11 protein-coding genes are annotated in these 13,079 nt (G+C 64.8%); 9 read left to right on the top strand and 2 right to left on the bottom strand.

Translation table 11 applies throughout. The annotated features are described in order from the left end of the window. The first annotated feature begins 11 nt into the window (after window positions 1–11). From AC1DMA_RS21515 to AC1DMA_RS21505, 3 genes are read left to right on the top strand one after another with little or no spacing between them, the layout of a single operon-like run. The gene (locus tag AC1DMA_RS21515; protein ID WP_478145448.1) at window positions 12–719 is read left to right on the top strand and encodes a 4'-phosphopantetheinyl transferase family protein; all 708 of its coding nucleotides are present in this window, start codon (window positions 12–14) and stop codon (window positions 717–719) included. After that, a complete protein-coding gene (locus tag AC1DMA_RS21510) occupies window positions 719–1,525 on the top strand; it encodes an alpha/beta hydrolase family protein (RefSeq protein ID WP_478145447.1) in 807 nt (268 codons plus the stop codon). The genes AC1DMA_RS21515 and AC1DMA_RS21510 overlap by 1 nt, the downstream gene beginning before the upstream one ends. Continuing rightward, window positions 1,522–2,430 (top strand): alpha/beta fold hydrolase, encoded by a 909-nt coding sequence (locus AC1DMA_RS21505; RefSeq protein ID WP_478145446.1) that lies wholly within the window; start codon window positions 1,522–1,524, stop codon window positions 2,428–2,430. The genes AC1DMA_RS21510 and AC1DMA_RS21505 overlap by 4 nt, the downstream gene beginning before the upstream one ends. Window positions 2,431–2,461: 31 nt before the next feature. Here AC1DMA_RS21505 and AC1DMA_RS21500 read toward each other — a convergent pair whose 3' ends face one another. Both AC1DMA_RS21500 and AC1DMA_RS21495 read right to left on the bottom strand, forming a co-directional pair. Beyond that, complete coding sequence (locus AC1DMA_RS21500) at window positions 2,462–5,632, bottom strand: efflux RND transporter permease subunit (RefSeq protein ID WP_478145445.1); 3,171 nt, start codon at window positions 5,630–5,632, stop codon at window positions 2,462–2,464. After that, a complete protein-coding gene (locus AC1DMA_RS21495) occupies window positions 5,629–6,888 on the bottom strand; it encodes an efflux RND transporter periplasmic adaptor subunit (RefSeq protein WP_478145444.1) in 1,260 nt (419 codons plus the stop codon). Before AC1DMA_RS21495 ends, AC1DMA_RS21500 begins: the two co-directional genes overlap by 4 nt. Window positions 6,889–7,124: 236 nt before the next feature. Here AC1DMA_RS21495 and AC1DMA_RS21490 point away from each other — a divergent pair, with 236 nt between their 5' ends. The 6 genes from AC1DMA_RS21490 (at window position 7,125) to AC1DMA_RS21465 (ending at window position 13,076) form a co-directional block, all read left to right on the top strand. Then, window positions 7,125–7,619, top strand: a complete 495-nt coding sequence (locus AC1DMA_RS21490) for a hypothetical protein (protein ID WP_478126032.1) — start codon at window positions 7,125–7,127, stop codon at window positions 7,617–7,619. Between the two features lie 147 nt (window positions 7,620–7,766). Next, window positions 7,767–9,137 (top strand): tRNA (N6-isopentenyl adenosine(37)-C2)-methylthiotransferase MiaB, encoded by a 1,371-nt coding sequence (miaB, locus tag AC1DMA_RS21485; RefSeq protein WP_478145443.1) that lies wholly within the window; start codon window positions 7,767–7,769, stop codon window positions 9,135–9,137. Continuing rightward, on the top strand, window positions 9,137–10,564 hold the full coding sequence (locus AC1DMA_RS21480; protein WP_478145442.1) for a sensor histidine kinase: 1,428 nt from the start codon (window positions 9,137–9,139) through the stop codon (window positions 10,562–10,564). The genes miaB and AC1DMA_RS21480 overlap by 1 nt, the downstream gene beginning before the upstream one ends. Before the next feature lie 67 nt (window positions 10,565–10,631). Beyond that, window positions 10,632–11,243, top strand: coding sequence for a hypothetical protein (locus AC1DMA_RS21475; RefSeq protein WP_478126029.1), 612 nt, complete (start codon window positions 10,632–10,634; stop codon window positions 11,241–11,243). Between the two features lie 71 nt (window positions 11,244–11,314). Next, the gene (locus AC1DMA_RS21470; protein WP_478126317.1) at window positions 11,315–12,679 is read left to right on the top strand and encodes a sigma 54-interacting transcriptional regulator; all 1,365 of its coding nucleotides are present in this window, start codon (window positions 11,315–11,317) and stop codon (window positions 12,677–12,679) included. A 196-nt stretch (window positions 12,680–12,875) separates the two neighbouring features. Beyond that, on the top strand, window positions 12,876–13,076 hold the full coding sequence (locus AC1DMA_RS21465; RefSeq protein WP_093164213.1) for a hypothetical protein: 201 nt from the start codon (window positions 12,876–12,878) through the stop codon (window positions 13,074–13,076). The last annotated feature ends 3 nt before the right edge of the window (window positions 13,077–13,079 follow it).

Below are 13,079 nucleotides of genomic sequence, written 5' to 3'. Positions count from 1 at the left end.
AGGAAACCGCCGTGTCGATCGCACCGATCCCGTGGCCCGGGCCCTGCCTGCTATGGCAGGTTGACCTCGAGGCCGCACCCACGGCTGCCAACTGCCTGTCGGAGGCGGAGCAAGCACGCGCGGCCCGCTTCGTGTTTGCGCGCGACGGGCAACGCTACGTCGCCGCGCATGCGGCCTTACGGCAGATTCTGTCGACAGAGACGGGCATCGCGCCCGAACGGCTGGAATTCACCGAAGGCGAATTCGGCAAGCCGGCATTGGTCGGCCAGTCGGAGGTTCGCTTCAATCTCAGCCACAGCCATTCGATCGGCCTGATCGCGGTCAGCCGCGGCGCCGAAGTGGGGGTCGACGTGGAGCTGGCCCGCACGGTGTCGGATGCAATGGCGCTGGCCGCAACCTGTTTCACGCCCGGCGAGATCCGCATGCTGCAGGCGACGCCCGCAGCCGCGCGCGATCGCGCCTTCCTTGTCGGCTGGACGCGCAAGGAAGCGGCCATCAAGGCGCTCGGCCTTGGAATGTCGGCGGATTTGCAAGCGCTCGAAGTCGGCCTGGAGTGCGCCGAACGCGAGGTACAGTGTCGGCTGGGTTCACACATGCGTGCCTTGCAAGTCTTTTCCATCTCTCTCGGCGAGGGCCTCGTGGGTGCGCTAGCACTCGACTCTGTCCACGCGGGAGGACACCCGGCAGCGGCAACGACGTCGCTGATCGACATATTGTGATGGTCCCGTTCTATTTCGGTCCGGCGGACCGCCAGTTGTTCGCCATCTATCACCCCCCGCAGCGCAAAACCGACGGCCATCCGGCGGTACTGATGTGCAGCCCCTTCGGCCACGAGGCCATCCGCGTCCATCGACTCTTTCGCGTCATTGCCGATCGTCTGGCCCGCGGCGGCGTCGCAGTCCTACGCTTCGACTTCTTCGGCACCAGCGAATCAGGGGGTGAAGACGAGGCGGGCGAAATGAAAGGCTGGCAACTGGATCTCTTGCGCGCTCATGAGGAGCTCCTTCGGCGCTCGCAATCGCCAAGGCTGAGTTGGCTGGCAGCGCGGCTGGGGGCCACGCTCGCTCTCCAGGCCGCACGCCATGCGCAGGGGCTTCAGCAGCTTGCGCTTTGGGAGCCCATCCTCGATGGGCCCGCCTACATCGAAGAACTGCTCGAGGCACAGATCAAGATGCTCGAAGTGGGCTACTACGCCAAGGACCGCTCCTGGTACAAGCAACGCCAAGCTGACGGCGGCCCGGCGCTCACCGAGGCACTGGGGCACCGCATCAGCGGCCAGCTCGCGAGCCAGTTGGAGGCGCTGCGGCCGGATACGCTGAGCGCCCCGGCGGCAGTGGCGACCTCCGTCTTCTCCAAGGCAGGGGACGAAACTGTGCGAAATTGGTGTGAGCGCGAAAATTTGAGCAATCGCAAGGTCGTGCACGAAACGCTCGAACATCCGATCATCTGGACTTCGGACCCATTGCCCAACCAGGCCATCGTTCCCGCTGAAGTTACCAAGCGCCTTATCGGACTTATTCGATGAACAGCTATCACGAAGAACCCGTTCAGTTCGGCCAGGAGTCGGGCTTGCTGGGCGTGATCACGCGGCCGACCGGCCACACCTCCGATGCCTTGGCGTGCGTGATGTTCAACTTCGGGGTCACTCACCGCGTCGGCCCCCGCCGCATTCAGGTCAAGATGGCCCGGCGACTCGCTCAGGAAGGCTTCGCGACACTGAGATTCGATCTCTCGGGAATCGGCGACAGCCATGGCACGGATGCTTCGCTGCGGTTCGAGGAACAGGCGACCAACGATCTTCGCGCGGCCCTCAATGAAATCGAAAAGCACCTCGGCATCCGCCAGTTCGTTATCTTCGGCCTGTGTTCCGGCGTCGCCCCGGGGCTCCGGATGGCACTGGAGGATCCGAGGGTCATCGGACTGCTCAGCTTCGACGGCTATGCCTTTACCAGCCATGCCGCGAACATCGAGCGCCGCGTGCGCCGATTCCTGCGCTTCCCCAAGGCGCAGATCAGCCACTGGATCGATCGCCTGCTAGGCCGTGACCTGCCCGAAGGCGACTTGCTCAAGACCGGCGAGAGGACGAAGGTCGTGACGCCCGCTGATTTCGCGCGCGAGATGGACACGCTGGTCAAGCGCGGCGTCTCCATCTACCTGATCTATTCCGGAACGCTGCAGCAGCGCGACCGCAACCACGACCAGCTGTACCCGCTGCGCGGCGCGCCCTTCCTTCAGAAGGTGCGCTACGAATTCATGCCTAAGGTGGACCACTCCTTCACCGACGTGGCAGGGCAGCAGTTCTTCATCGACGCCGCCTGCCGGTGGGTGGAAGACATCGAGGCAAAGCGCGCCAGCGTGCCGGCGACCAGCGTGCCACCCGCGAACGGGCAAGCCTCAGAGCGCAAGGCGTCGACGCTCGCCGTCGCCTGACAGGACGCGCAGCGCGCCCGGCGCCCGCACGTCAGGCGCGAGCGGAGCTCTCGCGCCCGCCGGCGCCGTCGCCCGGATGTTGTGCCTCCGAGGGCAGTTCCTGCAGCGGTCCGCTGCCGCTGTAGCGGTCCAGCGCGAGATAAATGGCGGGCGTGATGTAGAGCGTGATCACCTGCGAAAAGATCAGGCCGCCCACCACAGCCACGCCGAGCGGCTGACGCAGTTCGGCGCCGGCACCCAGCCCGAGGGCCAGCGGCAGTGCACCCATCATTGCCGCGAGGGTCGTCATCAAGATCGGCCGGAAGCGCAGCCGGCAGGCTTCGCGAATGGCGTCGACCGGCTTCATGCCTTCGGTCCGCTGGGCCTCCAGCGCAAAGTCGATCATCATGATCGCGTTCTTCTTGACGATCCCGATGAGCAGCAGGATACCGATGGTCGCGATCAGCGTCAGGTCGAAGCCGAAGAGCTTCAGCGAGAGCAGCGCACCCACTGCCGCCGAGGGCAGCCCAGCCAGGATGGTGAGCGGATGGATGTAGCTTTCATAGAGCACGCCGAGCAGCACATAGATCACGAGCACCGCCAGGATCAGCAACACCGCCTGACTCGATTGCGAGCTCTGGAATACCGCCGCATCCCCACCGTAGCTGGTGATGATCGACGGCGGCATCTTCAACTCTTCCTTGAACCGGTCGATCTTGGCCGTGGCGTCACCGAGCGGAACATCGGGTGCGAGGTTGAAGGACACCGTGACGGCCTGCAGCTGGCCCTGGTGATTGATCGAGGTGGGCCCGACCGTGCGCCGGACCGTCGAAAACGCTGACAACGGGACCAGCTGCCCCGCCTTGTTGCGCACCGACAGGCGCGACATGTCTTCCTCAAACTGCCGGTCGCCGTCCGACGCTGAAAGGATGACCTGGTAAGTGTTGCTTGCGCCATAGATGCTGCCGATCTGGCGGTCGCCATAGGCGTTGTAGAGCGCAGTGCGCAGGTCACCCACGGCAACGCCGAGCACCCCGGCCTTGTCGCGATCGATGTCCAGCGTCGCCTGGAGGCCGCGGTTCTGCGAGTCGCTCGTCACGTCGCGGAAAGCCGGATCGGCGCGCATGCGCTCCATCAGCTTGTCGGACCACACACCCATGGTGCCGGCGTTCACGCTTTGCAGCGTGTATTGGAAACGCGCCTTGCTTTGCCGCCCGCCGAGGCGCAGGTTCTGGATCGGCTGCATGTAGACGGCAATGCCCGGGATCTCGCGGAAGCGCTTGCGCAGGGCTTCCAGCACCTGCGGCATGGCCGCGCGATCCTTGCGCGGCTTGAGCACGACGAACAGGCGCCCGGAATTCTGCGTGGCCGTCGGGCCGCCGACACCGATGAAGGAGTTGACGTAGTCGACGTTCGGGTCGGCCATGATCGCGTCGGACACACGGCCCTGCAGAGCCTTCATCGCAGGAAATGAAATGTCCTCGGCGGCTTCGGTGGTGACCTGGATCTGCCCGATGTCTTCCTCCGGGAAGAAGCCTTTCGGAATGGTGATGAACATCCAGGCAGTGAGCGCGAAAGTCGACGCGGCGACGATCAGCATCACCGGGCGGTGGCGCAGCGTCCAATCGAGCGTGCGCATGTAGTTGGCATGCACCCAGCGGTAGCCGCGTTCGAAGGCACGGCCGATGGCAGTGCCGGGTTCGGGATGCTCTTCTTCGTGATCGAGCGCGCCGCCTTCTCGCGGCGTGTGCTTGAGCAGACGGCTCGCGAGCATCGGCACCAGCGTGAGCGACACGATCGCCGAGACCATCACCGCCAGCCCCACCACCACCGCGAATTCATGGAACAGCAGTCCGATCACGCCGGGCATGAAGAAGACGGGAATGAAAACCGCCACCAGCGATATCGAGATCGAGATGATGGTGAACCCCACCTCGCGCGCACCGCGCAATGCGGCGGCGAAGGGCTCCATTCCTTTTTCGACGTACCGCATGATGTTTTCAAGAACGACGATCGCGTCGTCCACCACCAGCCCGACGGCCAGTGTGATGCCGAGCAGAGACACATTGTCCAGGCTGTAGCCGAAGGCATAGAGCAACGCGACCGCGCCGATCAGCGAGATCGGAATCGTGAGCGCCGGAATCAGCGTGGCGACCAAGCGGTGCAGGAACAGAAAGATCACCAGCACCACCAGCAGGATGGTGCCCAGAAGCGTGAGCTGCACATCGTGGACTGCTTCGCGGATCGAAAGCGACCGGTCGTTGAGCACGCTGATTTCGACCGACTGCGGCAGCTCTCCCCTGAAGCGCGGCATAAGCGCCCGAACCGCATCGACGACTTGGACCGTGTTGGCGTTGGGCTGGCGCTGCACGGCGAGCGAAATCGAACTCTGCCCGTTGTAGGCACTTGCCGTCTTCACCGATTCGAAGCTGTCTTCGATCGTCGCCACCTCGTCAAGCCGCACGGGTGCGCCGTTGCGCTGGCCGACGATCACCTTGGCGAAATCGGCCGCCCTGAGCATCTGTTCGTTCGCCTGGATAGTGAGCGTCTGGCGCGGCCCGTCGAGCACGCCCACCGGTGTGTTGGCATTCGCCAGCCGGACCGCATTGGCAAGCTCGTCCAGCGTGATGTTGCGGGCATTGAGAAGATCGGCGTCGGCCTTGATGCGCACCGCAAAGCGCTTCTGCCCATAGACGGCCACCTGCGCGACGCCGTCGATGGTCGAGAGCGTGGGCGAAACCAGGTTTTCGGCGTAATCGTTCAGCTCGGACGGCGTCATCGAGTCCGACGTCATCGCAATGAAGAGCACCGGCGCATCGGCCGGATTGACCTTGCGATACGACGGCATCTGGGTGAGTTCGGGCGGCAGCAGGCGCTGCGCGCGCAGCAGGGCAGCCTGCACGTCGACCGCGGCCGCGTCGATGTCGCGCGAGCTCACGAACTCCAGCGTGACGGATGTGCTGCCCTGGGTGTTGACGGAGCTGATCGTCTGGAGGCCCGGGATCGTCGAGAACTGCTTTTCAAGCGGCAGCGCCACCGACGACGCCATCGTCTCGGGACTGGCCCCGGGAAGTTGCGCCGAAACGTTGATGACTGGCGTGTTGTAGCTCGGCAGTGCCGCGACCGGGATCTGGAAATAGGCAAAGATGCCGACCACCACCACCGCGGCAGAGAGCAGCACCGTCATCGCAGGACGACGGATGCACAGCTCGGAGATGTTCATGTCCGCTCCCGTTCCGCGACGAGACTGGCGTTGGTCGGCCCGACCGATGCCGCGCTTCCGGGCCCGGGCGTTTCGCCCTCAGGGCGCTGCGGCGGGTTTGCCGCCTCGACCCGCACCTTGCCGCCGGGACGCACGTTCTGCTTGCCCTCGATGACGACTTGCTCGCCGGGTTCGATCCCTCGCACCACGACCTGCGTGCCGAAGGTGTGGAGCGACTCGACCTTGCGGCGCGTCGCTTTCTTTTCGGCGTCCACCACATACACCGAGGTGCCTTCCGCCAGCATCATCAGCGCCGAAGCCGGCAGCACGGTCGCGTCTTCGATCGTGCGGACCGTCACGCGCGTTTCGACGAATTGACCCGGCCAAAGGCTCTGGTCGGCGTTGTCGAACACAGCCTTGGCGCGCACCGTGCCGATCAGCGGATCGACGGTGTTGTCGACGAAGCTGAGCGAGCCCTTCAGCGTTTCCTTGCGACCAGGCACGACTGCTTCGACCGGGGTGTGCGCCCTGGCTGCCGCGAGCAGGTCCTGAAGCTTGCCCTCAGGGACCGGAAAACTCACCGCGATGGGATCGAGTTGCGTGATGGTGACCAGAGACAGCGTCGGCTGGACCAGCGTGCCCGGATAGATATTGACCGCGCCGATGCGCCCAGCGATGGGCGCGCGCAAGGTGGCATAGCCCAGTGCGACGTCGGCCGCCTGCACCGCTGCGCGATCGGCTGCCACAGCGGCGCGCTGCGCCTGGAGTTGCGACAGCGTGGCGTCCGCGGCGCTCTTCGCGATGAAATTTTGCGCGACGAGATCCTGGCTGCGCTTGTACTGCCGCTCCAGGTCCGCGAGCATCGCCTCGTCCCTCTGCTGCTGAGCCTTCGCCTTGGCGAGGTTGGCCTGGTCCGGACGGTCGTCAAGCGTGAAGAGCAACTGCCCGGCCTTCACGAACTGGCCTTCCTTGATATGCACCTGTCGAACCGTGTTGGTCACTTGGGGCCGCAGATCGACGCTGTTGAGCGAGACCACGCTGCCGTTGACCTGAACCGTGACGGGCACGGTTTGCCGCTTGGCTATTGCCAATGACACCAGCGCCGGGGCCCCTGCGGCGGGCGCGCCGGGGCTTCCCTTGCCAGCCTTGACGCTGCTGGACTCCGCGCCGTTGACCTCCGCGCCGACGCGCGATTTGGTGCCGGACCACCACCAGGTACCGGTGGCGGCGGCGACGATCAACACACCCGACAGGGTGACGACGAGATTCTTCTTCATGAGTGCGGTATCTTGGATCGAAGGTGGGGCGCAGGATATGGGAGTCGTACTACTACAGACTACTTTTGCGGGCTACTTTTCTGCGGCGCGCCTATTGGAGCAGTGCGCAACCGAAAGCGCCCCGAAGTGCCGTAAAGATAAGTAAAGGGTTCATGCAAGATGGCACACCCGCGACAGACTCGTTGCGCGACAAGCGGCCGCTAAAATCGCCGCTTCCCAGCCTCTGGATGAACCCCATGAATCGCTGCAAGAACTCCCTGAGCGCTCTTGTTTTGGTAGCACTGAGCGCCGTCATTGCTCCTGCCGCCGCCCTGTTCTCGCCTCACGCCGCGGCGCAGGTCGCAGACATCCCCAACTCCCAGAACGAAGCCGCCAACGGGGGGCGCAATTTCCCCGTCGGAACGCTGCGCGGCAAGTTCATGGTGGTGAACCCCCCTGAGATCGTGCTCGACGGCCAGTCCGAGCGCCTTTCGCCAGGCGCGCGCATTCTGGGTGCGAATCGGATGCTCGTCATGCCCGCGGCCATCACGGGGCAGAACCTGCTGGTCAACTACACCCGCGACGCGGCCGGCCTGGTGCGAGAAGTCTGGATCCTGACGCCCGACGAGGCCCAGGCCAAGCGTGCATCGGCCGAAAAGCCGCTGCTGAATTTCTGGCCCTTCGTGGCCAACAGCGGTCCGCGCGACGACGGCAAGACGCCGTTCGACCAGCTTCCCAAATACGGAGAGTGACTGGCTCGCCCCCAGGCTTGCTCACTTCGTGTAGCCGCCTACCCCCTGCCGGGGGCGACACCGGCGGCCTGGCGGAGCCAGTTCCGCGGTGTCCCACGCCACGGCCGCGCTAACCCAATGACATTTGCATCTCTCGGGAGAGGCACCATGAACCCCAAAGTTTTTATCAAGACCTTCGGCTGCCAGATGAACGAGTACGACTCGGACAAGATGGCGGATGTGCTGCGCGCGGCTGAAGGCTATGAGCCGACCACGAATGTGGACGAGGCTGATCTGATTCTTTTCAATACCTGCTCGGTGCGTGAGAAAGCGCAGGAGAAGGTGTTTTCCGATCTTGGACGGGTGAAGCACCTCAAGGCGAAGGGGGTGAAGATTGGTGTCGGCGGATGCGTGGCAAGCCAGGAAGGCGAGGCCATCATCGCGCGCGCGCCCTACGTGGACGTGGTTTTTGGGCCGCAAACCCTGCACCGCTTGCCGGAGATGCTGAGCCAGCGCGACCGCGAGGGACGGCCGCAGGTCGACATCAGCTTTCCCGAGATCGAAAAATTCGACCACCTGCCGCCTGCGCGGGTGGAAGGCGTCACGGCCTTCGTGTCGATCATGGAAGGGTGCTCCAAATACTGCAGCTACTGCGTCGTGCCGTACACGCGCGGCGAAGAAGTGAATCGGCCGCTCGACGACGTGCTGGTGGAAGTCGCCGGGCTGGTGGACCAGGGCGTGCGTGAGGTCACGCTGCTGGGACAGAACGTCAATGCGTACCGCGGCCGCATGGGCGACACCACGGAAATCGCCGACTTCGCCACGCTGCTCGAATACATTGCGGAGATTCCCGGCATCGAGCGCATCCGCTACACGACGAGCCACCCGAACGAATTCACGCCGCGGCTGATCGAGGCATACGCCAGAGTGCCTCAGTTGGTGAGCCATCTCCACTTGCCGGTGCAGCACGGCAGCGACCGAATCCTGATGGCAATGAAGCGCGGCTACACAGCCATGGAATACAAGAGCACGGTTCGCAAGCTGCGCGCGATTCGGCCGCAACTGGCGCTCAGCAGCGACTTCATCGTCGGCTTTCCGGGTGAAACGGATGAGGACTTCGCCAAGATGATGAAGCTCATCCACGACCTCGAGTTCGATGCGAGCTTCAGCTTCATCTTCAGTCCACGTCCGGGTACGCCGGCCGCAGCGCTGCACGATGACACGCCGCACAGTGTCAAGCTCGCGCGGCTGCAGGAATTGCAGGCCGTGATCGATGGAAACGTCAAGCGCTTCGGCGAAAGCAGGGTGGGCACCGTGCAGCGCGTGCTGGTCGAAGGCGCCTCGCGCAAGGACGCGCGCGAAATGATGGGCCGCACCGAGTGCAACCGCGTCGTCAACTTCGAAGGCGACGCTCAACTGGTCGGCCAGATGGTCGACCTGCGCATCACCCGATCGCTGGCCTACACGCTGCGCGGCGAAGTCGTGACGGCTGAATCGACGCACGCTGCCGGCAGGTCCGCGCCGGCGCCCGTCGCCTGATGTCGAAGCTGGCCTCTGCGCGCGGTTCGTTCCAGCAGCTGCTGCTTTTCGCGTTTCTCCTGATCACCGCGCTGCTCGTGGGGGTGGCATTGCGCGCCGTCTTCCAGTACGACGAGCTCATGACCGAGAGCCGCGATGCGGCGGCGCGCGCGCTCACTCTTTCAGGTGCGGCGCAATCGTTGGCCGAGCGCAGTGCGGCGATGGAGCGCGCAGGGCGGCAGTCTCTGGTGCTCAACGATGCCGTGCTGCGTCGCCGCTTCGACGATGCGACGCGCGATGCTCGCCAGGTGCTCGAGCGCCTCACGTCCAACGGCCTCGGCAGCGAGGGGCCTGACCGTTGGCGCGAGCAGATGGAAGTCATTCAAGGGCTGATGAGCGGCGCACCCGAGACGGCGCTTGCCCGCGAAAGCTCGATGGCGATGCAGTTTCGCGAACTCGACGCACTCAACACCAACATCGCCCAGCAGGCGCAATTCCTGATCGAAACGCAAAACAATGCGTTGGCGCAGCGCATCGAGAACGAGCGCAGGCGGCTGATGCGGTTGGTGGTGGCGGCGAGTATCTTTGCAGTGACGCTGGCTTTGGCTTTCGGGGTCTGGCTCGCGCGGCCGTTCAAGCGGCTGCAACGAGCGATCGTCGGTCTCGGCCAGAACCGGCTCGACGAGCCCATCGATATTCCCGGTCCCGCCGACGTTCGCCGCGTGTCGCAGCAGCTCGAGTGGCTGCGGCTGCGGCTCACCGAGCTGGACGCGGACAAGGCACGCTTCCTGCGACACGTCTCGCATGAACTCAAGACTCCGCTGGCCGCTCTGCGCGAAGGCGTCTCGCTGCTGGAAGACGGCGTGACCGGCGCGCTCAATCCATCGCAGCGCGAAGTCACGCAGATCCTTCAGCAGAACACCGTGGCGCTGCAGGGCCAGATCGAGGCACTCCTGCGCTTCAACGCCGCCGCTTTCGAAGCCCGCGAATTGCGCCGCGAACGCACGCCCCTGCTGCCGCTCATCGAAGAGCAGATCGAAGCGCAGCGCCTGCAATGGCAAGCCAGCGGCCTCACGGTGCGAGCCGAGGGCGAACCGATCTCGGTCGTCGTCGACCGCGTGAAGCTCGGCACGGCGCTTGCCAACCTGCTGTCGAATGCGATCCGCTTCTCGGCGCGTGGCGGCACCATCACCATGGCTGTGTCCAGCACCGCCGATTTCGCGCAGATCGACATCTGCGACGCAGGGCCCGGGGTTTCGGAGGCCGATCGCGACCGCATCTTCGAGCCTTTCTTCCGGGGGGAACGGCAACCTCAACATTCGGTAAAAGGAACGGGTATCGGTTTGTCGATCGTGCAGGAGTACATTGCGGCTCATGGCGGTCGCATCACGCTGCTGCCGAACGGGCCAGGCGCGCGCTTCCGTATCGAACTGCCGCGCACCGCTTGACGCCCATCGCCCGACGTTCCCAATCCGATCCATGCCTTTTTCGGCCTTTCACAGATCCATCATCGCCGTGACGCTCGTCGCGCCGATGCTCTTTGCCGGCTGCGCCACTTCGCACAAGCCGCCGCCGGAAGCGGTCGTCGTGCCGGCCATGCCGCCTTCCCCGCCCCCCGTGACGCCGGTCGAGGCCGAGCCGATCGCGCCCGCCACGCAGCCCGGCGGCATCTTCACCCAGACGACCCCGGGTCCAGTCGGCGCCATGCTCGCGTACGCCGACAAGGTGCGCCCGCTCGGCCCGCCCGAACTCGCCAACGAGCTCTCCCGGCTGGGCGACCTCATGGAGACCCCGACCACCCAGATGCAAACGGCGCTCGTGCTGGCCCAGACTCGCGTGCCTGCCGATCTTGTGAAGGCGCTGGGGCTGATGCAGCGTGTGACGACCAACCCTTCGGCAGAAGCACAGCCGCTTCAGCCGCTTGCCCGGGTGCTGGCGGCGCGCTATGCGGAACAAAGGCGCGTCGAGGACGATCGTGAAAAGCAGGCCCAGCAATTGCGCGATAGCCAGCGCCGGATCGACCAGCTCAACGACCGCATCGAGGCATTGCGCGCCATCGAACGGAGTTTCGCGCGGCCCAACACGCCGGCACCGGCGCCGGCGATCAACCCAAAGCCAGCACAGTGAGCAATCCTGCGGTTCCCCCTTCCGAAAACGCGCCTGCGCCAGGCACCGGCGCACAAGCTCGCGGGGCGCGGCTGCTCGTGGTCGACGACGACCCGGACATGCTCCGGCTTATTTCGATGCGGCTGGTTTCTGCCGGCTATCAGGTCACTGCCGTGACATCGGCCGAATCGGCTCTCACGCAACTGGAGATCGAGCATCCCCAACTCGTGCTGAGCGACGTGCGACTGCCCGGTCGCGACGGCCTCGCCCTCTTCGACGAAATCCGAAAGCGCCACCCAACCCTACCCGTGATCCTCTTGACCGCGCACGGCACCATTCCCGACGCGGTGGAGGCCACGGCGCGGGGGGTCTTCACCTACCTGACCAAGCCTTACGACGGCCGCGAGTTGCTGGAGAAGATCGCGCAGGCCCTCGCGCTCGGCGCGCCGAGCACGGTGCCCGGCAAGAGCGGGGACGAAAGCTGGCGCGCGGAAATCGTCAGCCGCAGCAACCGCATGGCTGAGCTGCTGGCCGAGGCGCGCATGGTGGCAAAGTCCGATGCCAGCGTGCTGCTGCGTGGGGACAGCGGCGCCGGCAAGGAACTGCTCGCTCGCGCCATCCATCGCGCGAGCGCGCGCGCCGACAAGCCGTTCGTGGCCGTGAATTGCGGCGCCATTCCAGAAGCGCTACTGGAGTCGGAGCTGTTCGGGCACATGAAGGGCGCCTTCACGGACGCCGTCGCCAATCACAAAGGGCTGTTCCAGCAAGCGGACGGCGGCACGTTGCTGCTCGACGAAATCGGAGACATGCCGCCAGCGTTGCAGGTCAAGCTGTTGCGCGTGCTGCAGGAACGCGCGGTACGGCCGCTCGGCGCCAGCCAGTCGATTGCCGTGGACGTGCGGATCATCTCGGCCACGCACCGCGACCTCGATGCCGCCATGGAGGCGGGGCAGTTTCGAGAGGACCTCTACTACCGTCTCAATGTGGTGACATTGAGTTTGCCGCCGCTGTCGGCGCGCAGGGAGGACATCCCGTTGCTCGCCAATCACTTCCTGCAGCGGCTGTCGACGAAGTACGGCAAACGCCTCTCCGGCTTCGCGCCGGAAGCACTCAAGGCCTTGACCACTGCTTCATGGCCGGGGAACGTGCGGCAATTGTTCAACGTGGTCGAGCAGGTGTGCGCGCTATCGAGTTCGCCGCTGATTCCGCTCGCCCTCGTACAGCGGGCGCTCCGGGTGCCGAGCGTCGAGGTGCTGACCTATGCCGAAGCCAAGCAGCGATTCGAACGCGACTATCTGGTGGGCCTGCTCAAGTTGACCGACGGCAACGTCGCCGACGCGGCCCGGCTCGCGGACCGCAATCGGACCGAGTTCTACAGGCTCCTGCAAAAGCATGAGCTCACGCCCGGGCACTTCAAGTCCGAGGGCGTGTCGCCTGGAAGCGAAAACGGTCGCTGACCAGCGACACGCTAAGTGGTTGATTCTGTTGAGCTTCTCCGGTCAGTCTCAGTAGCCTGTCGGGATTCGGCGACAAAATCCGGGGTTCAAGAGGCCTTTTGACTTCCTGTCGCGGCCTTGCCCACTCAAAATCAAGCTAAGCCTTTGATTTGAAAGAGGTTTTCCAGGCTGGCACAGGGTTTGCCCCTGTACTGGCATGACAGCTCATTCCAGCCCCTCTTTCGCACTGCGTCCGCAGCGCGACGGCCTGCGTCAAAAGCAGTTTTCCCTCTCGCGCCCCCGCGCGGCGGGACATTCGCTGGCAGCCCTCGAGGCGTCCAGCGGCATCGCACCGGATTGCGTCTTCAAGCGCTTTCCGGCAATCGGCGACACGCCGTCCGTTCAGAAGCAACGGTGAGTC

Source organism: Variovorax sp. 05N34, from assembly GCF_056397405.1.
This window is presented reverse-complemented; position numbering and strand designations above follow the sequence as displayed.